Source organism: Pseudomonas sp. TNT3, from assembly GCF_010095445.2.
In the GTDB taxonomy this organism is placed as follows: domain Bacteria; phylum Pseudomonadota; class Gammaproteobacteria; order Pseudomonadales; family Pseudomonadaceae; genus Aquipseudomonas.
Window position 1 is genome coordinate 257,228 of the sequence record NZ_WFGV02000002.1, and the last position, 18,214, is coordinate 275,441.

At 57.8% G+C, this 18,214-nt stretch carries 18 protein-coding genes; 7 read left to right on the plus strand and 11 right to left on the minus strand.

Annotated features, from left to right (window positions below):
* From yidD to rpmH, 3 genes are read right to left on the minus strand one after another with little or no spacing between them, the layout of a single operon-like run.
* A complete protein-coding gene (yidD, locus tag GBC55_RS02700; protein WP_052966011.1) occupies positions 1-246 on the minus strand; it encodes a membrane protein insertion efficiency factor YidD in 246 nt (81 codons plus the stop codon).
* Positions 239-640: a ribonuclease P protein component gene (rnpA, locus tag GBC55_RS02705; RefSeq protein WP_202027651.1), complete on the minus strand. Its 402-nt coding sequence runs from the start codon at positions 638-640 to the stop codon at positions 239-241. Before rnpA ends, yidD begins: the two co-directional genes overlap by 8 nt.
* Before the next feature lie 16 nt (positions 641-656).
* On the minus strand, positions 657-791 hold the full coding sequence (rpmH, locus tag GBC55_RS02710; RefSeq protein ID WP_003213577.1) for a 50S ribosomal protein L34: 135 nt from the start codon (positions 789-791) through the stop codon (positions 657-659).
* A 566-nt stretch (positions 792-1,357) separates the two neighbouring features.
* Here rpmH and dnaA point away from each other — a divergent pair.
* The 4 genes from dnaA to gyrB are packed head-to-tail and all read left to right on the plus strand — an operon-like array spanning position 1,358 to position 7,568.
* Complete coding sequence (gene dnaA, locus GBC55_RS02715) at positions 1,358-2,878, plus strand: chromosomal replication initiator protein DnaA (protein WP_162437605.1); 1,521 nt, start codon at positions 1,358-1,360, stop codon at positions 2,876-2,878.
* Positions 2,879-2,917: 39 nt separating this feature from the next.
* Positions 2,918-4,021: a DNA polymerase III subunit beta gene (gene dnaN / locus GBC55_RS02720; RefSeq protein ID WP_017341709.1), complete on the plus strand. Its 1,104-nt coding sequence runs from the start codon at positions 2,918-2,920 to the stop codon at positions 4,019-4,021.
* 20 nt (positions 4,022-4,041) lie between these two features.
* The gene (recF, locus tag GBC55_RS02725) at positions 4,042-5,145 is read left to right on the plus strand and encodes a DNA replication/repair protein RecF (protein ID WP_162437604.1); all 1,104 of its coding nucleotides are present in this window, start codon (positions 4,042-4,044) and stop codon (positions 5,143-5,145) included.
* A gap of 5 nt (positions 5,146-5,150) precedes the next feature.
* On the plus strand, positions 5,151-7,568 hold the full coding sequence (gyrB, locus tag GBC55_RS02730; protein ID WP_162437603.1) for a DNA topoisomerase (ATP-hydrolyzing) subunit B: 2,418 nt from the start codon (positions 5,151-5,153) through the stop codon (positions 7,566-7,568).
* Positions 7,569-7,804: 236 nt separating this feature from the next.
* Here gyrB and GBC55_RS02735 read toward each other — a convergent pair whose 3' ends face one another.
* The 4 genes from GBC55_RS02735 to glyQ all read right to left on the minus strand — a co-directional run bounded on the left by GBC55_RS02735 (position 7,805) and on the right by glyQ (position 12,214).
* Positions 7,805-8,584 carry a lysophospholipid acyltransferase family protein gene (locus GBC55_RS02735; protein ID WP_162437602.1) on the minus strand — a complete coding sequence of 260 codons (780 nt, stop codon included), beginning with the start codon at positions 8,582-8,584 and terminating at the stop codon, positions 7,805-7,807.
* An 81-nt stretch (positions 8,585-8,665) separates the two neighbouring features.
* Positions 8,666-9,205, minus strand: coding sequence for a D-glycero-beta-D-manno-heptose 1,7-bisphosphate 7-phosphatase (gmhB, locus tag GBC55_RS02740; RefSeq protein ID WP_178114297.1), 540 nt, complete (start codon positions 9,203-9,205; stop codon positions 8,666-8,668).
* Between the two features lie 4 nt (positions 9,206-9,209).
* A complete protein-coding gene (gene glyS, locus GBC55_RS02745; protein WP_162437600.1) occupies positions 9,210-11,264 on the minus strand; it encodes a glycine--tRNA ligase subunit beta in 2,055 nt (684 codons plus the stop codon).
* Positions 11,261-12,214, minus strand: coding sequence for a glycine--tRNA ligase subunit alpha (gene glyQ / locus GBC55_RS02750; RefSeq protein WP_008155694.1), 954 nt, complete (start codon positions 12,212-12,214; stop codon positions 11,261-11,263). The genes glyS and glyQ overlap by 4 nt, the downstream gene beginning before the upstream one ends.
* Positions 12,215-12,295: 81 nt before the next feature.
* Here glyQ and tag point away from each other — a divergent pair, with 81 nt between their 5' ends.
* From tag to GBC55_RS02765, 3 genes are all read left to right on the plus strand, one after another.
* Positions 12,296-12,853: a DNA-3-methyladenine glycosylase I gene (tag, locus tag GBC55_RS02755; RefSeq protein WP_162437599.1), complete on the plus strand. Its 558-nt coding sequence runs from the start codon at positions 12,296-12,298 to the stop codon at positions 12,851-12,853.
* 40 nt (positions 12,854-12,893) lie between these two features.
* The gene (locus GBC55_RS02760; RefSeq protein WP_162437598.1) at positions 12,894-13,781 is read left to right on the plus strand and encodes a lysophospholipid acyltransferase; all 888 of its coding nucleotides are present in this window, start codon (positions 12,894-12,896) and stop codon (positions 13,779-13,781) included.
* Between the two features lie 160 nt (positions 13,782-13,941).
* Positions 13,942-14,181, plus strand: a complete 240-nt coding sequence (locus tag GBC55_RS02765; protein WP_162437597.1) for a PilZ domain-containing protein — start codon at positions 13,942-13,944, stop codon at positions 14,179-14,181.
* Here the strand turns inward: GBC55_RS02765 and GBC55_RS02770 are convergent, their stop codons facing one another.
* From GBC55_RS02770 to fmt, 4 genes are read right to left on the minus strand one after another with little or no spacing between them, the layout of a single operon-like run.
* The gene (locus GBC55_RS02770) at positions 14,182-14,496 is read right to left on the minus strand and encodes a hypothetical protein (protein ID WP_162437596.1); all 315 of its coding nucleotides are present in this window, start codon (positions 14,494-14,496) and stop codon (positions 14,182-14,184) included.
* Positions 14,497-14,549: 53 nt separating this feature from the next.
* Entirely contained in the window at positions 14,550-15,923 is a 1,374-nt protein-coding gene (gene trkA, locus GBC55_RS02775; RefSeq protein ID WP_162437595.1) for a Trk system potassium transporter TrkA, read from the minus strand.
* 20 nt (positions 15,924-15,943) lie between these two features.
* On the minus strand, positions 15,944-17,254 hold the full coding sequence (gene rsmB / locus GBC55_RS02780; protein WP_162437594.1) for a 16S rRNA (cytosine(967)-C(5))-methyltransferase RsmB: 1,311 nt from the start codon (positions 17,252-17,254) through the stop codon (positions 15,944-15,946).
* Entirely contained in the window at positions 17,251-18,210 is a 960-nt protein-coding gene (gene fmt / locus GBC55_RS02785) for a methionyl-tRNA formyltransferase (protein WP_162437593.1), read from the minus strand. Before fmt ends, rsmB begins: the two co-directional genes overlap by 4 nt.
* Between the last annotated feature and the right edge of the window lie 4 nt (positions 18,211-18,214).

Genomic DNA, 18,214 nt, shown 5'->3' on the forward strand with positions numbered 1-18,214 from the left:
TTACTCGGCCATCGAAGAAGAACGGGAGGTAGGGATAGATGGAACCGGGTCATAACCACCGGGATTCCACGGATGACAGCGACCTAAACGACGAAAGGTCAGCCAGCCACCGCGCAGAAGGCCATGATTTTCTATGGCTTCATACGCGTAGCAGGAACAACTGGGGTAGAAACGACAGTGACTGGCCATCAGAGGACTAATGGCATAGCGATAAAACTGGATCGGAACGAGTGCCAGTTTACGCATCGGTACTGTCTACCCCTACAGTTTCGGTTTTGACCGCTGGTACCGGCGTGCTGCGTGCCAGACGCTTCCAGAGTTTGCCGAAATGCTGAATCAATTCGGGGTTTTCTACGTCACCCAAACCTTTGCGCGCGACGATAACTATGTCCCAGCCGACCAGAGAATCCTGGTGCAGACGGAACGATTCGCGCATCAGACGTTTGAGGCGATTGCGCTCGACGGAGAGCTTTACGCTCTTTTTCCCGATAACCAGCCCGAGACGGGGGTGATCAAGATCGTTGTTGCGCGCAAGGAGCAGGAGATTTTTCCCCGGAACCTTGCCGGTAGGGGAGTCAAAGACTGCCTTGAAATGCCGGGGGGTAAGCAGACGCTTTTCCCGACTGAAGTCCTGACTCACCTCCAGTGCCGGCTTATCAAACTGCCAGACGCGCACGACCTTTGGCGCGACGACGCGACAGAACGGCGCGACCGTTTTTGGTAGCCATACGAGCACGGAAACCGTGGGTACGAGCGCGTTTGATAGTGCTTGGTTGGAAAGTACGTTTCATTGTCGTGTTACCTGGTTCGTCCACAACGGGCCGGAATGGCCCCCGTTTTAAGAGACCGGGGATTCTAGAGAAAGCAAGCCTCTAGGTCAATTTCCAACCAGCGTTTCCTTATAAATAGATCTCTGGGCGTTTTGCTGATCACCAGGCCTCGGTAGATATAGAAATAAAGAAGGAAAGTATTTAAAGCTTTTTTGTAAAGCTTATAAAAGCTAGGGGAGCTGTTCGCTGTGGATAACTGCCACCAGCCCTTTAAACTCCTGATGTACAGAGAATGACAACTACCGTGGTAAACGGTGGTAACCCTGTGCTGCACTGTCGGATAAGCTGTGTGTGAAAGGCGGTGTTATCCACAGGCAGGTTATCCACCGAGTTTCCCCCCTACTTGTACAAAGACCTTAGGGTCGGTTATCCACAGAGCTTATGCACAGACCGTTGGTCGCCTTTTTTCCGCATAAAGCGTTGATTCCCCTTGGAAGCTGAGCAACCTACGTGTGGATAAGTCAGCGTCTGGCCGCTACAATGGCCGCTTGTTTTTGCCTCACCGGCTTTCAACTTAGGGGATATCCGTGTCAGTGGAACTTTGGCAGCAGTGCGTGGAGCTTTTGCGCGATGAGCTGCCTGCCCAACAATTCAACACTTGGATCCGTCCACTACAGGTCGAAGCCGAAGGCGACGAGTTGCGCGTGTACGCACCGAATCGTTTTGTTCTCGACTGGGTCAACGAAAAGTATTTGAGCCGCGTCCTTGAGCTGCTTGATGAGCATGGCAATGGCATGGCGCCGGCGCTGTCCTTATTAATAGGCAGCAAACGCAGTTCGGCACCTCGTGCAGCGCCAAATGCTCCGCTCGCCGCAGCGGCCTCTCAGGCCCAGGCCACGCAAGCGCCTGTCAGTGCACCAACGCAGGCTCCTGCCCCCTTGCCGACCAAGCGTTCGACTCAAAGAATGGCTGATGTCAGTGAAGAGCCGTCTCGTGACAGCTTTGACCCGATGGCGGGTGCGAGCTCGCAACAGGCACCGGTTCGCGCCGAGCAGCGCACCGTGCAAGTCGAAGGTGCGCTCAAGCACACCAGTTACCTGAACCGTACGTTCACGTTCGAAAACTTCGTCGAAGGCAAGTCCAACCAACTGGCCCGGGCTGCGGCCTGGCAAGTGGCTGATAACCCAAAGCACGGATACAACCCGCTCTTTCTTTATGGCGGCGTCGGCTTGGGTAAAACCCACTTGATGCACGCTGTGGGTAACCACCTATTAAAGAAGAATCCGAATGCGAAGGTCGTTTACCTGCATTCCGAGCGTTTTGTAGCGGACATGGTCAAGGCCTTGCAGCTGAACGCGATCAACGAGTTCAAGCGCTTTTACCGTTCGGTAGATGCGTTGCTGATCGATGACATTCAGTTCTTCGCCCGCAAGGAACGCTCACAGGAAGAGTTTTTTCACACCTTTAACGCGTTGCTTGAAGGTGGTCAGCAGGTCATTCTCACCAGTGACCGCTATCCGAAAGAAATCGAAGGCCTCGAAGAGCGCCTGAAATCCCGCTTCGGCTGGGGCCTGACGGTTGCCGTCGAGCCGCCGGAGCTGGAAACCCGTGTCGCGATCCTGATGAAAAAGGCCGACCAGGCCAAAGTCGATCTGCCACACGATGCGGCGTTCTTCATCGCCCAACGCATTCGTTCCAACGTCCGCGAACTGGAAGGCGCGCTCAAGCGCGTGATTGCCCACTCGCACTTTATGGGCCGCGATATCACCATTGAGCTGATTCGCGAATCCCTGAAGGACCTCTTGGCTCTCCAGGATAAATTGGTCTCTGTGGATAACATTCAGCGCACTGTCGCCGAGTACTACAAGATCAAGATCTCCGACTTGCTGTCCAAACGTCGTTCACGTTCGGTTGCCCGTCCGCGTCAGGTTGCCATGGCATTGTCCAAGGAACTGACCAACCACAGTCTGCCGGAAATCGGTGACGTGTTTGGAGGCCGCGACCACACGACTGTTTTGCACGCTTGCCGCAAGATCAACGAACTTAAGGAATCCGACGCGGACATCCGCGAGGACTACAAGAACCTGCTGCGTACACTGACCACTTGATGAACACCAGCGCAGCTTATTAAGGCAAGGGACTAGACCATGCATTTCACCATTCAACGCGAAGCCCTGTTGAAACCCCTGCAACTGGTCGCAGGCGTCGTCGAACGTCGACAGACCTTGCCGGTGCTCTCCAACGTGCTGCTGGTTGTCGAAGGCCAGCAACTGTCGCTGACCGGTACCGACCTGGAAGTCGAGCTGGTCGGTCGTGTACAACTCGAGGAGCCTGCTGACCCGGGTTCCATCACTGTGCCGGCACGCAAGCTCATGGACATCTGCAAGAGCCTGCCCAACGACGCGCTGATCGACATCAAGGTCGACGAGCAGAAGCTTGTGGTCAAAGCCGGACGTAGCCGATTCACGCTGTCGACGTTGCCGGCCAATGACTTCCCGACGGTGGAAGAAGGTCCTGGCTCGCTGACCTGCAGCCTCGAGCAAAGCAAACTGCGTCGTCTGATCGAGCGCACCAGTTTTGCCATGGCCCAGCAAGACGTACGTTACTACTTGAACGGCATGCTGCTGGAAGTCTCGGCCGGTATCATCCGCGCTGTCGCTACGGACGGTCACCGCCTGGCGATGTGCTCGATGCAGGCCGATATCGGTCAGCCGGATCGCCACCAGGTCATCGTGCCACGCAAGGGTATCCTTGAGTTGGCGCGTTTGCTGACCGAGCCGGACGGCATTGTCAGTATCGTCCTGGGTCAACACCACATCCGTGCTACCACGGGTGAATTCACCTTCACCTCGAAGCTGGTCGATGGCAAGTTCCCTGACTACGAGCGCGTGCTGCCTAAAGGCGGCGACAAGCTGGTACTAGGCGATCGTCAGGCGCTGCGCGAAGCTTTCAGCCGTACCGCGATTCTGTCCAACGAGAAGTACCGTGGTATCCGTCTGCAACTGGCCAATGGTCAGCTGAAAATCCAGGCGAACAACCCGGAACAGGAAGAGGCGGAAGAAGAAGTCGGCGTTGAATACAACGGCGGAAATCTGGAAATCGGCTTCAACGTTAGTTACTTGCTGGACGTGCTGGGCGTAATGACGACCGAGCAAGTTCGTTTGATTCTGTCCGACTCTAACAGCAGTGCACTGGTGCAAGAGTCCGACAACGACGATTCGGCTTACGTTGTCATGCCGATGCGTCTGTAATCATGCTCAGCATAAGCTAGATGTCTCTAAGTCGCGTCTCGGTCACCGCGGTGCGCAATCTGCACCCGGTGACCTTCTCCCCCTCCCCCCGAATCAACATTCTTTACGGCGCTAACGGCAGCGGCAAAACCAGTGTTCTGGAAGCCATTCATCTGCTGGGGCTCGCCCGGTCGTTTCGCAGCAGCCGGCTTTTACCCGTCATTCAGTATGAACAGCTCGCCTGTACGGTGTTTGGCCAAGTTGAGCTGGCCGAGGGCGGCAACAGTGCCCTGGGGATATCTCGGGACCGCTCCGGCGAGTTTCAGATTCGCATCGACGGACAGAATGCCCGCAGTGCGGCGCAGTTGGCGGAGATCCTGCCACTTCAGTTGATTAACCCCGACAGCTTCCGTCTGCTTGAAGGCGCACCGAAGATTCGCCGACAGTTTCTCGACTGGGGAGTGTTCCACGTGGAACCCCGCTTCATGTCGACCTGGCAACGGTTGCAGAAGGCCCTGCGCCAGAGAAACTCTTGGCTGCGGCATGGTACACTTGACGCCGTTTCACAAGCGGTTTGGGACAGGGAACTGTGTCAAGCCAGCGCTGAAATTGATGAATACCGCCGCGCCTATATCAAAGCCTTGAAACCAGTCTTTGAGAAGACCTTGAGCGAATTGGTAGAGCTTGAGGGATTAACGCTCAGCTATTACCGCGGTTGGGATAAAGATCGCGAGTTGAGTGCAGTGCTCGCCGGCTCCCTTCAGCGGGATCAGCAGATGGGTCACACCCAGGCTGGACCACAACGTGCTGATTTGCGTCTTAGATTAGGTGCGCATAACGCCACGGATATCTTGTCCCGGGGTCAGCAGAAGCTGGTGGTTTGTGCTTTGCGGATCGCTCAAGGGCATCTGGTCAGCCAAGCCCGACGCGGCCAGTGTATTTATCTGGTGGATGACTTGCCGTCCGAACTGGACGAGCAACATCGCCGCGCGCTTTGCCGCTTGCTGGAAGACTTACGCTGCCAGGTATTTATCACCTGTGTAGATCACGAATTATTGAGGGAAGGCTGGCAGACGGAAACGCCAGTCGCTTTGTTCCACGTGGAACAGGGCCGTATCACCCAGACCCACGACCATCGGGAGTGAAGGCATTGAGCGAAGAAAATACGTACGACTCAACGAGCATTAAAGTGCTGAAAGGCCTGGATGCCGTACGCAAACGTCCCGGTATGTACATTGGTGACACCGACGACGGTAGCGGCCTGCACCACATGGTGTTCGAGGTGGTCGACAACTCGATCGACGAAGCTCTCGCCGGCCACTGCGACGACATCAGCATCATCATCCACCCGGATGAGTCCATCACCGTTCGCGACAACGGCCGTGGCATCCCGGTAGACGTGCACAAAGAAGAAGGCGTTTCTGCAGCCGAGGTCATCATGACCGTGCTGCACGCTGGCGGTAAGTTTGACGACAACTCCTACAAAGTATCCGGTGGTCTTCACGGTGTAGGTGTGTCGGTGGTTAACGCCCTGTCCGAAGAGCTTATTCTCACGGTGCGACGCAGCGGCAAGATCTGGGAACAGACGTATGTCCACGGTGTTCCTCAAGAGCCGATGAGAATCGTTGGCGAGAGCGAAACAACCGGTACACAGATCCACTTCAAACCGTCGGACCAGACGTTCAAAAACATCCACTTCAGCTGGGACATCCTGGCCAAGCGGATTCGTGAACTGTCCTTCCTCAACTCCGGTGTCGGCATCGTCCTCAAAGACGAACGCAGCGGGAAGGAAGAGCTGTTCAAGTATGAAGGTGGCCTGCGTGCATTCGTTGAATACCTGAACACCAACAAGACTCCGGTCAACCAGGTGTTTCACTTCAACATCCAGCGTGAAGACGGCATCGGCGTAGAAATCGCCCTGCAGTGGAACGACAGCTTCAACGAGAACCTGTTGTGCTTCACCAACAACATTCCACAGCGCGATGGCGGTACTCACCTGGTGGGTTTCCGTTCCGCACTGACGCGTAACCTGAACACTTACATCGAAGCGGAAGGCCTGGCGAAGAAGCACAAGGTTGCCACCACCGGTGACGACGCTCGTGAAGGCCTGACTGCGATCATTTCGGTAAAGGTTCCGGATCCGAAGTTCAGCTCCCAGACCAAAGACAAGCTGGTTTCTTCCGAAGTGAAGACCGCAGTCGAACAGGAAATGGGCAAATACTTCTCCGACTTCCTGCTGGAAAACCCGAACGAAGCCAAACTGGTCGTCGGCAAGATGATCGATGCGGCACGGGCTCGTGAGGCAGCGCGTAAAGCCCGTGAGATGACCCGTCGTAAAGGTGCGCTGGACATCGCCGGCCTGCCGGGCAAACTGGCTGACTGCCAGGAAAAAGACCCTGCCCTCTCCGAACTGTACCTCGTGGAAGGTGACTCTGCTGGCGGCTCCGCCAAGCAGGGACGTAACCGTAGGACCCAGGCCATCCTGCCGTTGAAGGGCAAGATCCTGAACGTCGAGAAGGCGCGCTTTGACAAGATGATCTCTTCGCAAGAAGTGGGCACCTTGATCACCGCTCTGGGCTGCGGGATCGGCCGCGACGAATACAACATTGCGAAGCTGCGTTATCACAACATCATCATCATGACCGATGCTGACGTCGACGGTTCGCACATCCGTACCCTGCTCCTGACTTTCTTCTTCCGTCAGTTGCCGGAGCTGATTGAGCGCGGCTATATCTACATCGCTCAGCCACCGCTGTACAAGGTCAAGAAAGGCAAGCAAGAGCAATACATCAAAGACGACGACGCCATGGAAGAGTACATGACGCAGTCGGCCCTGGAAGACGCGAGTCTGCACCTGAACGAAGAAGCCCCGGGTATCTCCGGACCAGCGCTGGAGCGCTTGGTGAATGACTTCCGTCTGGTGATGAAGACCCTCAAGCGTTTGTCGCGCCTGTACCCGCAGGAGCTGACCGAGCACTTCATCTACCTGCCTGCGGTGAGCATGGAGCAGCTGTCCGATCACGCAGCGATGCAAGACTGGCTGACCAAGTACGAAGTTCGTCTGCGCACTGTCGAGAAATCCGGCCTGGTTTACAAAGCCAGCCTGCGTGAAGATCGTGAACGTAACGTCTGGCTGCCAGAGGTCGAACTGATCTCCCACGGCTTGTCGAACTACGTCACTTTCAACCGTGACTTCTTCGGCAGCAACGATTACAAGACCGTTGTTTCCCTGGGCGCTCAATTGAGCACCTTGCTGGACGAAGGCGCGTATATCCAGCGTGGCGAACGCAAGAAGCCCGTCACCGAGTTCAAGGAAGCTCTTGAATGGCTGATGGCTGAAAGCACCAAGCGTCACACCATCCAGCGCTATAAAGGTCTGGGTGAGATGAACCCGGATCAGCTGTGGGAAACCACCATGGACCCAGCGCAGCGCCGGATGCTCAAAGTGACCATCGAAGACGCCATTGGCGCGGACCAGATCTTCAACACCCTGATGGGTGATGCGGTCGAGCCTCGTCGTGACTTCATCGAAAGCAACGCCTTGGCGGTTTCGAACCTGGATTTCTGATTCAGCTTCCCCCGCTAAATAAAAAGGCCAACGCACAAGCGTTGGCCTTTTTGTTTGCGGCTTGATTTTTACCTATAAAAAAACCGGCTATATCAGCCGGTTTTTTTACGTCCTAAAAAAACTTATGCACCATTTTGGTAATTTTATGAGTTTAAGAAATATGTATATAAATCATTAACCTACAAACGAATTACGTCGATTTTCAATCAAACGGTACACAGGTTATCCACAGAATCTCAGACAGCCATTTGATCGCTCTCGACCGGTGCCTGCGGCGCAGGTGGAATCGAGCCCATCTCGCGCTGCATTTGCTCGTTCCAGGCTTGAACCCGATCGTTCAGTGCGGCGATGGCTCGCGGTCCGCTGCCTTCGGCATACATCGGTTCACCGATGATTACGGTAATCACGCCCTGCTTCTTGGCCCAACCGGTTTTTGGCCAGAACTTGCCGGCATTGTGTGCAATCGGCAGCACTGGAAGCGCAGCATTAACAGCTAGCGCGGTGCCCCCGCGGGAGAATTTGCCAACGGTGCCGTAAGGTACCCGCGTTCCTTCCGGGAAGATCAGTACCCAAACACCATCCTTGAGCAACTCGTCGCCCTTCTTGGCTACGTGCTTGAGCGCTGCTTTCGGGTTGTCGCGATCAATCGCGATCGGACGCAACATGGCCATGGCCCAGCCGAAAAACGGCACAAACAGCAACGAGCGCTTGAGGACCTGACTTAATGGCTGGAAATAGGCCGAGAGAAAAAACGTCTCCCAGGTGCTCTGGTGATTCGACTGAATGACGCAGGGTTGGTCAGGCACATTTTCTGCGCCCTTCACTTCATAACTGATCCCCAGGAAAACCTTGCTCAGCCATAAGGCGCAGCGGCACCAGTAGACATTGATGAAGCGATAGCGCGCCTTGAACGGCAGGAAAGGAGCGATAAAAAAGCTCAGGCTGCACCAAAGCAGAGAGCTGGTGCCCAGCAACAGGTAAAAGAGGAAAGTTCTGATGGCCTGCAGTATCGACATGGCGACATTTACCGTGCGGGCTTTGCCCGTCTTTATAAAGCGCACTCCCGATCAATCCTTGGTCAGAATATCGAAAACGCTCTAATTGTGGATAAGTTCTGCGGCAATCGCCGCCAGATCGTCAAAAATCAAGGTGCCCACCGGCAAGGTCTTGCCCAGCGTTTTTTCGCCCTTCCCGGTCTTAACCAACACAGGCTGAGAATCGACGGCTTTGGCGGCTTCCAGGTCACCAAGACTATCGCCGACGAACCACAGATTGGTCAGCGATACGTTGTAATGAGTGGCGATGTTTTTCAACATCCCGGGTTTTGGCTTACGGCAATCGCAGCCATCGTCCGGCCCATGCGGGCAATAGACAATCAGCCCGACTTCCCCACCCTGCTCCGCCACGAGCGAGCGCAGGCGCTCATGCATGGCGTCCAGGGTGGCGATGTCGTAGTAACCGCGAGCGATGCCCGACTGGTTGGTAGCAACCGCTACCGTCCAGCCGGCCTTGCTCAACTGCGCAATGGCTTCGATTGAGCCGGGCAGTGGAATCCACTCCTCCACCGACTTGATGTAAGCGTCGGAGTCGTAATTGATCACCCCGTCCCGATCGAGAATCAGCAGTTTCAACAGCAGCCCCTCAGCCCAGCAGCGAAATGTCGGCGACGCCGAGGAACAGACCACGCAGACGCGCCAGCAACGCATAACGGTTGGCGCGCACGTTGGCGTCTTCCGCGTTGACCATCACGGCTTCGAAGAACGCGTCCACCGGCTCGCGCAAGGCAGCCAGGCGCGCCAGGGATTCGCTGTACTGACGCGCAGCAGCCATCGGCTGGACAGCCTGGTCAGCCTGTTGAATCGCCGAGTACAGGGAGAACTCGTTGGCGTTGTCGAAATATTTGGCTTCAACAACCGTCGGCACCGAGCCTTCGACCTTGCTCAACAAGTTCGACACGCGCTTGTTCACCGCTGCCAGAGCAGCCGCTTCCGGCAATTGACGGAAGGCTTGTACGGCTTGAACACGCTGATCGAAGTCCAGCGCAGAACCCGGCTTCAAAGCACGCACCGACAGGTACGTCGCCACATCGACACCTTCGTCTTCGTAACGGGCACGCAGACGGTCGAAGATGAACTCCAGTACCGAGTCGTTCAAGCCGGCAACCTTGACCTTGGTGCCGAAGGCATTCACAGCGAATGCCACCGCGTCGTTCAGGTCGAGGTCGAGCTTTTTGTCGATCAGGATGCGCAACACGCCAAGGGCAGCACGGCGCAGGGCGTACGGGTCTTTGCTACCGGTAGGCAGCATGCCGATGCCGAAGATGCCGACCAGGGTGTCGAGCTTGTCAGCGATGGCCACGGCCGCACCGGTCAGGGTGGTTGGCAACTCGGCGCCAGCACCGCGTGGCATGTACTGCTCGTTCAGTGCCAGAGCGACTTCTTCCGGCTCGCCATCGTTGAGGGCGTAGTAGTAACCGGCGACGCCTTGCATCTCCGGGAACTCACCGACCATCTCGGTCGCCAGGTCGCACTTGGACAGCAGGCCAGCACGGGAAGCCCATGCAGCGTTGCCGCCGATGCGCTGAGCGATGAAGGCGGCGAGTTTGGAAACGCGCTCGGCCTTCTCGTAGACACTGCCCAGTTTTTCCTGGAACACCACGTTTTGCAGGCGCAGGTTGAAGTCTTCGAGTTTCTGCTTCTTGTCTTGCTTGAAGAAGAACTCGGCGTCGGTCAGACGTGGACGAACCACTTTCTCGTTACCGGCGATGATCTGCTGCGGGTCTTTGCTTTCGATGTTGGCCACGGTAATGAAACGCGGCAGCAACTTGCCGTCGGCGTCCAGCAGGCAGAAGTACTTCTGGTTGTCCTGCATGGTCGTGATCAGCGCTTCTTGCGGCACGTCGAGGAAGCGCTCTTCGAACGAGCACACCAGCGGCACAGGCCATTCAACCAGCGCGGTGACTTCGTCGAGCAGCGCAGGTGGAACGATCGCCGTACCTTCCTGCAGCGTAGCCAGTTCTTCGGTACGTTTGCTGATCAGCGCGCGACGCTCATTGGCATCGGCCAGCACGTAAGCAGCACGCAGATCGTTCAGGTAATTGGCCGGCGAAGTGATGCGCACGTTTTCCGGGTGATGGAAACGGTGACCGCGAGAATCGCGGCCAGACTTCTGGGCGAGGATCGTGCAATCGATAACCTGGTCACCGAGCAGCATCACCAGCCACTGGGTCGGACGTACGAATTCTTCCTTGCGAGCGCCCCAGCGCATGCGCTTTGGAATCGGCAGGTCGTTCAGCGAATCTTCAACGATGGTTGCCAGCAAGCTTGCGGTCGGTTTGCCGGCGATGCTTTGGCTGTAACGCAGTTTCGGGCCGCTCTGATCGATTTCGCTCAGATCGACGCCGCACTTCTTGGCGAAGCCCAAGGCTGCTTGAGTCGGGTTGCCTTCGGCATCGAAGGCCGCCTGACGTGGCGGACCGTCGAGGTTGATGCTGCGATCCGGCTGCTGGGTGGCCAGCGAGGTGATCAGCACAGCCAGTCGGCGCGGTGCGGCGTAGACGGTTTTGGTCTCGTAGTTCAGGCCAGCCGCTTGCAGGCCCTTGTCGATACCGGCCAGGAACGCATCAGCCAGCGTGTTCAGGGCTTTGGGTGGCAGTTCTTCAGTGCCCAGTTCAACCAGAAAATCCAGAGCACTCATTGTGCAGCCTCCAGCTTAGCCAACACTTCATCACGCAGATCCGGGGTCGCCATCGGGAAGCCCAGCTTGGCGCGAGCCAGCAGGTAGGCTTGCGCAACGGAACGCGCCAGGGTGCGCACGCGCAGAATGTATTGCTGACGCGCGGTCACCGAGATTGCCCGGCGCGCATCCAGCAGGTTGAAGGTATGGGAGGCCTTCAACACCATTTCGTAGCTCGGCAACGGCAACGGCTGGTCGAGTTCGATCAGGCGCTTGGCTTCGCTCTCGTAGAAGTCGAACAACTCGAACAGCTTCTCGACGTTGGCGTGTTCGAAGTTGTAGGTCGACTGCTCGACTTCGTTCTGGTGGAACACGTCGCCGTAGGTCACTTTGCCCATCGGGCCGTCAGCCCAGACCAGGTCGTAGACCGAGTCCACGCCTTGCAGGTACATGGCCAGACGCTCGAGACCGTAGGTGATCTCGCCGGTCACCGGGTAGCACTCGATGCCGCCCGCTTGCTGGAAGTAGGTGAACTGCGTCACTTCCATGCCGTTGAGCCACACTTCCCAGCCCAGACCCCAGGCTCCGAGAGTCGGCGATTCCCAGTTGTCTTCGACGAAACGAATGTCGTGGACCAGCGGGTCCAGACCGACGTGCTTGAGGGAGCCCAGGTAGAGTTCCTGGAAGTTGTCCGGGTTCGGCTTCAGGACTACCTGGAACTGGTAGTAGTGCTGCAGGCGGTTCGGGTTTTCGCCGTAGCGGCCGTCAGTCGGGCGACGACTGGGCTGCACATAAGCGGCGTTCCAGGTTTCCGGGCCGATGGCACGCAGAAACGTGGCTGTGTGGAAAGTGCCGGCGCCTACTTCCATATCGTAGGGCTGAAGTACCACGCAACCTTGCTCGGCCCAGTATTGCTGGAGGGCGAGGATCAAGTCTTGGAAGGTACGCACGGCTGGCGTAGGCTGGCTCACGAAATTCACCTGTTTCTTGGGCTGCGATTTAAAGAGCGGGAGTATACCCGATTCGGTCCTGCGCACGCCCCCTGGAGCCTTATGCCACGCTGCTTTTGGTGTTCCGAAGATCCGCTGTACATGGCTTATCACGATCAGGAGTGGGGCGCGCCGCTTCGCGATGCGCAGGGATTGTTCGAGTTGCTTTTGCTCGAAGGGTTCCAGGCCGGCCTCTCATGGATCACCGTGCTGCGCAAACGCGAGCGTTATCGCGAGGTGCTGTTCGGCTTCGACGTCCAGCGCGTGGCGCAAATGAGCGATGCGGAAATCGATGAGCTGATGCTCGATCCGGGGATCATTCGCAATCGTCTCAAACTCAATGCTGCCCGGCGCAATGCCCAAGCCTGGCTGGCGTTGGAGGACCCGGTGGTGTTTCTCTGGTCTTTCGTTGGCGGTACGCCAGTGATCAATCATTTTAAGGATCGCAGCGAAGTGCCAGCGGTGACCCCGGTCGCCGTGGAAATGAGCAAAGGCTTGAAAAAGGCCGGATTCACGTTCGTCGGACCGACCATTTGTTATGCGCTGATGCAGGCCTCGGGCATGGTCATGGACCATACCCAGGATTGCGATCGCTACGCGACGTTGGCGAACGGCGGTTAGAATGACCGCCTCGCGCACAGCACAAGATCAGGAGTGACCTGTGGATAAGTTTAAAGGCGCCTTGCTGGTAGGCGCTCTGCGGTTGTTTGCCCTGCTTCCATGGCGGGCAGTGCAGGCAGTGGGTTCGGCGATTGGCTGGATGATGTGGAAAACCCCTAATCGTTCCCGTGACGTGGTGCGGATCAACCTGGCCAAGTGTTTTCCGGACATGGACCCGGCCGAACGCGAGCGCCTGGTTGGCCAGAGCCTGAAAGACATTGGTAAGTCCCTGACGGAAAGCGCCTGCGCTTGGATCTGGCCGGCTCAGCGCTCCATCGATCTGGTGCGTGAAGTCGAAGGTCTCGATGTTTTGAAGGACGCCCTGGCGTCGGGTAAAGGCGTGGTCGGCATCACCAGTCATCTGGGCAACTGGGAAGTGCTGAATCACTTCTATTGCAGCCAGTGCAAGCCGATTATTTTTTATCGCCCGCCAAAATTGAAGGCGGTGGATGATTTGCTGCGCAAGCAGCGGGTGCAACTGGGTAACCGCGTAGCGGCCTCCACCAAGGAAGGCATTCTCAGTGTCATCAAGGAAGTGCGCAAAGGTGGTGCAGTGGGTATTCCGGCTGACCCGGAACCGTCCGAATCTGCCGGAATCTTCGTGCCCTTCTTCGCCACCAAGGCCCTGACCAGCAAATTCGTGCCCAACATGTTGGCCGGGGGCAAAGCGGTCGGCGTGTTTCTGCATGCCCTGCGGCTGCCGGACGGCTCAGGCTATAAAGTGATTCTCGAAGCCGCGCCGGAGGCCATGTACAGCACAGACACCGAAACGTCTTGTGCCGCCATGAGCAAAGTGGTCGAGCGCTATGTAGCGGCTTATCCAAGCCAATACATGTGGAGCATGAAACGCTTCAAGAAGCGGCCGCCAGGTGAAGAACGGTGGTACTGACATAATTGGCACGCTCTGTGGATAACCTGTAGCAGCAATGCTTGCACGCGAAGACTTCATTAAATTCAACACGGGTGTTGGATGGCATATCGCCTCGCGGGCAAGCTGCTCCTACAAAAAAACTCAGTTATCCACAACCCGGTTAATAAGGGCGCAGAAGATGTCCGAACACCGCAAATCGTTTCGCATCAAGATCATTCACGACAGCTTCGGCGAATGCCTCGGCCAGACCCGCAATCTGTCGACCACGGGTGTCTACGTCAAGCATCCGCGCCTGTCGTCGTTGCCCAAAGGCGCGGTGGTTTATGGCCAGGTGCAGGGTTTACCCACAGGTGCGCCGCGAGTGCGCATGGAAGTGGTGCTGGTAGATGCCGATGGCATTGGCCTGCGCTATCTCTGATTACTGAGCCTGACGCTCAAGCTTCTTCAGAAACACCGTCATCTCCTTTTCCGCCTGCTTGTCGCCATGGGCGCGGGCGGCTTCGATGCCCTGTTCCCATGCCTGACGCGCAGCCGGAAAGTCCGCCAACGCCAGCCAGGCTTTGCCCAACAGCTTCCATGCCGCCGAATACTTTGAGTCGAATTCCACACAACGCTGGAAATGCTCGGCCGCCTTGGCGTTTTCGCCCAGATCCAGATAACCCTTGCCCAGGCCGAAGCGCAGCAAAGCGTTATCCACACCCTTGGCGAGCATCTTTTCCAGGGATTCGATCATGGTTAGCACCTCTTTATGCAGATCGTTCCCACGCAGAGCGTGGGAATGATCTGTTAGAAAAAGCTCAGCCCCACGTGAAACAGCTTCTCCACGTCGCGAATATGCTTTTTATCCACAAGGAACAGAATCACATGGTCGCCCGTTTCGATCACCGTGTCGTCATGGGCAATGATCACTTCTTCATCACGAATGATTGCCCCGATAGTCGTGCCCGGTGGCAGGCCGATGTTCTCGATGGCCTTGCCAATCACTTTGCTCGACTTTGCATCGCCATGGGCAATCGCCTCGATGGCTTCCGCCGCCCCCCGACGCAATGAATGCACGCTGACGATATCGCCGCGACGCACGTGGGCGAGCAAGGTGCCGATGGTGGCCAGCTGCGGGCTGATGGCGATGTCGATATCGCCGCCCTGGATCAGATCCACGTAGGCCGGGTTGTTGATGATGGTCATCACCTTCTTCGCACCCAGACGTTTAGCCAGTAGCGAAGACATGATGTTGGCTTCGTCGTCGTTGGTCAGGGCCAGGAAGAGATCTGCGTCTGCAATATTTTCTTCGAGCAGCAAATCGCGGTCCGAGGCGCTGCCCTGCAACACGACCGTGCTGTCCAGGGTGTCGGACAGATGGCGGCAGCGGGTCGGGTTCATCTCGATGATCTTGACCTGATAGCGGCTCTCGATGGCCTCGGCCAGACGCTCACCGATTTGCCCGCCACCGGCGATAACGATGCGCTTGTAGGTTTCATCAAGGCGGCGCATTTCGCTCATCACCGCGCGAATGTTCGCTTTGGCGGCAATGAAAAAAACTTCGTCATCCGCTTCGATCACGGTGTCGCCTTGGGGCAAAATCGGTCGGTCACGACGGAAAATCGCAGCGACGCGGGTTTCCACATTCGGCATGTGCTCACGCAGTTGCCGCAGTTGTTGACCCACCAAAGGTCCGCCGTAGTAAGCCTTCACGGCCACCAACTGCGCCTTGCCTTCAGCGAAGTCGATTACCTGCAACGCGCCCGGATGCTGGATCAGACGCTTGATGTAATTGGTGACCACTTGTTCCGGGCTGATCAGCACGTCCACCGGAATCGCTTCGTTGTCGAACAGTTCGGCGCGTGTGAGGTACGCGGCTTCACGGACACGGGCAATCTTGGTCGGCGTATGGAACAGGGTGTGGGCAACCTGGCAGGCCACCATGTTGGTTTCGTCGCTGTTGGTCACGGCCACCAGCATGTCGGCGTCGTCCGCGCCGGCCTGACGCAGCACCGTTGGCAGCGAGCCGCGGCCTTGCACGGTTCGAATGTCCAGCCGGTCACCGAGGTCACGCAGGCGTTCGCTATCGGTATCGACCACGGTGATGTCGTTGGCTTCGCTGGCCAAGTGTTCCGCCAGCGAACCGCCGACCTGCCCTGCGCCGAGGATGATGATTTTCATCCAGTCACTCCTTAAACCGGTTAACCGCGCGCGGCGGCGATCTTGATCAGCTTGGCGTAGTAGAAACCGTCGTGCCCACCTTGCTGCGCCAGCAATTGGCGACCATGGGGCTGCTTGATGCCGGCCGCTGTGGCGAGATCCAGCTCGCGGGCACCTGGTGTGCGAGCCAGGAAAGCCTCGATCACTTCGGTGTTCTCAGTGGGTAGCGTGGAGCAGGTGGCGTACAGAAGAATTCCGCCCACTTCCAGGGTGATCCACATGGCGTCCAGCAACTCGCCCTGAAGGACCGCCAATGCTGCGATGTCGTCGGGTTGGCGAGTCAGCTTGATGTCCGGGTGGCGACGGATTACGCCAGTCGCCGAGCACGGTGCGTCGAGCAGGATGCGCTGGAACGGCTTGCCGTCCCACCAGGTAGCCGTGTCACGGCCGTCGGCAGCGATCAGTTCCGCGCTCAGTCCCAGGCGTGCAAGGTTTTCCCGCACGCGCACCAGGCGCTTGGCTTCCAGGTCTACCGCCACAACTCCTGCAAGTGCAGGCTCGGCTTCAAGAATGTGGCAGGTCTTGCCCCCCGGTGCGCAGCAGGCGTCGAGTACTCGTTGGCCCGGGGCCAGATCCAGCAGATCGGCAGCCAGCTGTGCCGCTTCGTCCTGCACGCTGATCCAGCCTTCGGCGAAACCCGGAAGACTGCGCACGTCGGCCGCTGCGTCGAGGATGATGCCGTCCTGGCTGTATACGCACGCGCTGGCAGCAATGCCGGCGTCACTCAGCAAACCGAGATACGCGTCACGGGAGTGGTGGCGGCGGTTGACCCGCAGAATCATCGGTGGATGAGCGTTGTTCGCGGCACAAATCGCTTCCCATTGTTCAGGCCAGAACGCCTTGAGGGATTTTTGCAGCCAGCGCGGATGGGCGGTTCGCACTACCGGGTCGTGTTCCAGTTCAGCTAGCAACGCTTCACTTTCGCGTTGGGCGCGGCGCAGAACGGCGTTGAGCAAAGCCTTCGCCCACGGCTTTTTCAATTTGTCGGCGCAACCGACAGTTTCGCCGATGGCCGCGTGGGCCGGGACGCGGGTGTAAAGCAGTTGGTAGAGACCGACCAACAACAGCGCTTCGACATCGGCGTCTGCTGCCTTGAAGGGTTTCTGCAATAGCTTGGCTGCCAGTGCGGACAAACGCGGCTGCCAGCGAGCGGTTCCGAACGCCAGGTCCTGGGTGAAACCACGGTCGCGGTCTTCAACCTTGTCCATCTGCGTCGGCAGCGAACTGTTGAGCGAGGCTTTTCCGTTCAGAACAGCAGCCAGTGCCTTGGCGGCGGCCAGACGCGGGTTCATTGAGCGTCCGCCACTTGACCAAGCACCGTGCCGACGGCGAATTTCTCACGACGGCTGTTGAAGAAGTCGCTGAAGTTCAGCGCCTTGCCGCCGGGCAATTGCAGACGGGTCAGGCACAGCGCCTGTTCACCGCACGCGACGATCAAGCCATCTTTGCTGGCACCGAGAATTTCTCCGGGTGCGCCCTTCCCTTCGACGAGGCTTGCGGCCAGCACTTTCAGTGCTTCGCCATTGAGCGTGCTGTGGGTAATCGGCCACGGATTGAAGGCGCGAACCAGGCGCTCCAGCTCAACGGCTGGGCGGCTCCAATCGATGCGTGCTTCGTCCTTGTTCAGTTTGTGCGCGTAGGTGGCGAGGCTGTCGTCCTGCACTTCGCCGACCAGCGTACCGGCAGCGAGACCGGCAATCGCCTGCAGGACTGCCGGTGGGCCAAGTTCAGCCAGACGGTCGTGGAGACTGCCGCCCGTGTCCTGCGCCGTGATCGGTGTAATGGCTTTGAGCAGCATTGGCCCGGTATCGAGGCCCAGTTCCATGCGCATCACGGTCACGCCACTTTCGCTGTCGCCGGCTTCAACGGCACGCTGGATCGGTGCCGCTCCGCGCCAGCGCGGCAGCAAGGACGCGTGACTGTTGATACAACCCAGACGCGGAATATCCAGCACCACTTGCGGCAGGATCAAACCGTAGGCCACCACCACCAGCAAATCCGGCTTGAGCGCGGCCAGTTCTGCCTGAGCGTCTTCGTTGCGCAGGGTCGGTGGCTGCAACACCGGAATCTGGTTTTCCAGCGCGAGCTGCTTGACCGGGCTTGGCATCAGTTTTTGCCCACGGCCCGCCGGACGATCCGGCTGGGTGTAGACCGCAACGATCTCGTAGGGGCTGTCGAGCAGGGCCTTGAGGTGTTCGGCGGCGAATTCCGGGGTGCCGGCAAAGACGATGCGCAGTGGCTCAGTCATGGGA

Coding starts and splice junctions, on each gene's coding strand:
- GBC55_RS02735 (WP_162437602.1), bottom strand. CDS start 8,584: ATGTCGATACTGCAGGCCATCAGAACTTTCCTCTTTTACCTGTTGCTG.
- recF (WP_162437604.1), top strand. CDS start 4,042: ATGTCTCTAAGTCGCGTCTCGGTCACCGCGGTGCGCAATCTGCACCCG.
- GBC55_RS02765 (WP_162437597.1), top strand. CDS start 13,942: ATGTCCGAACACCGCAAATCGTTTCGCATCAAGATCATTCACGACAGC.
- rpmH (WP_003213577.1), bottom strand. CDS start 791: ATGAAACGTACTTTCCAACCAAGCACTATCAAACGCGCTCGTACCCAC.
- rsmB (WP_162437594.1), bottom strand. CDS start 17,254: ATGAACCCGCGTCTGGCCGCCGCCAAGGCACTGGCTGCTGTTCTGAAC.
- glyS (WP_162437600.1), bottom strand. CDS start 11,264: ATGAGTGCTCTGGATTTTCTGGTTGAACTGGGCACTGAAGAACTGCCA.
- fmt (WP_162437593.1), bottom strand. CDS start 18,210: ATGACTGAGCCACTGCGCATCGTCTTTGCCGGCACCCCGGAATTCGCC.
- trkA (WP_162437595.1), bottom strand. CDS start 15,923: ATGAAAATCATCATCCTCGGCGCAGGGCAGGTCGGCGGTTCGCTGGCG.
- dnaN (WP_017341709.1), top strand. CDS start 2,918: ATGCATTTCACCATTCAACGCGAAGCCCTGTTGAAACCCCTGCAACTG.
- yidD (WP_052966011.1), bottom strand. CDS start 246: ATGCGTAAACTGGCACTCGTTCCGATCCAGTTTTATCGCTATGCCATT.
- tag (WP_162437599.1), top strand. CDS start 12,296: ATGCCACGCTGCTTTTGGTGTTCCGAAGATCCGCTGTACATGGCTTAT.
- GBC55_RS02770 (WP_162437596.1), bottom strand. CDS start 14,496: ATGATCGAATCCCTGGAAAAGATGCTCGCCAAGGGTGTGGATAACGCT.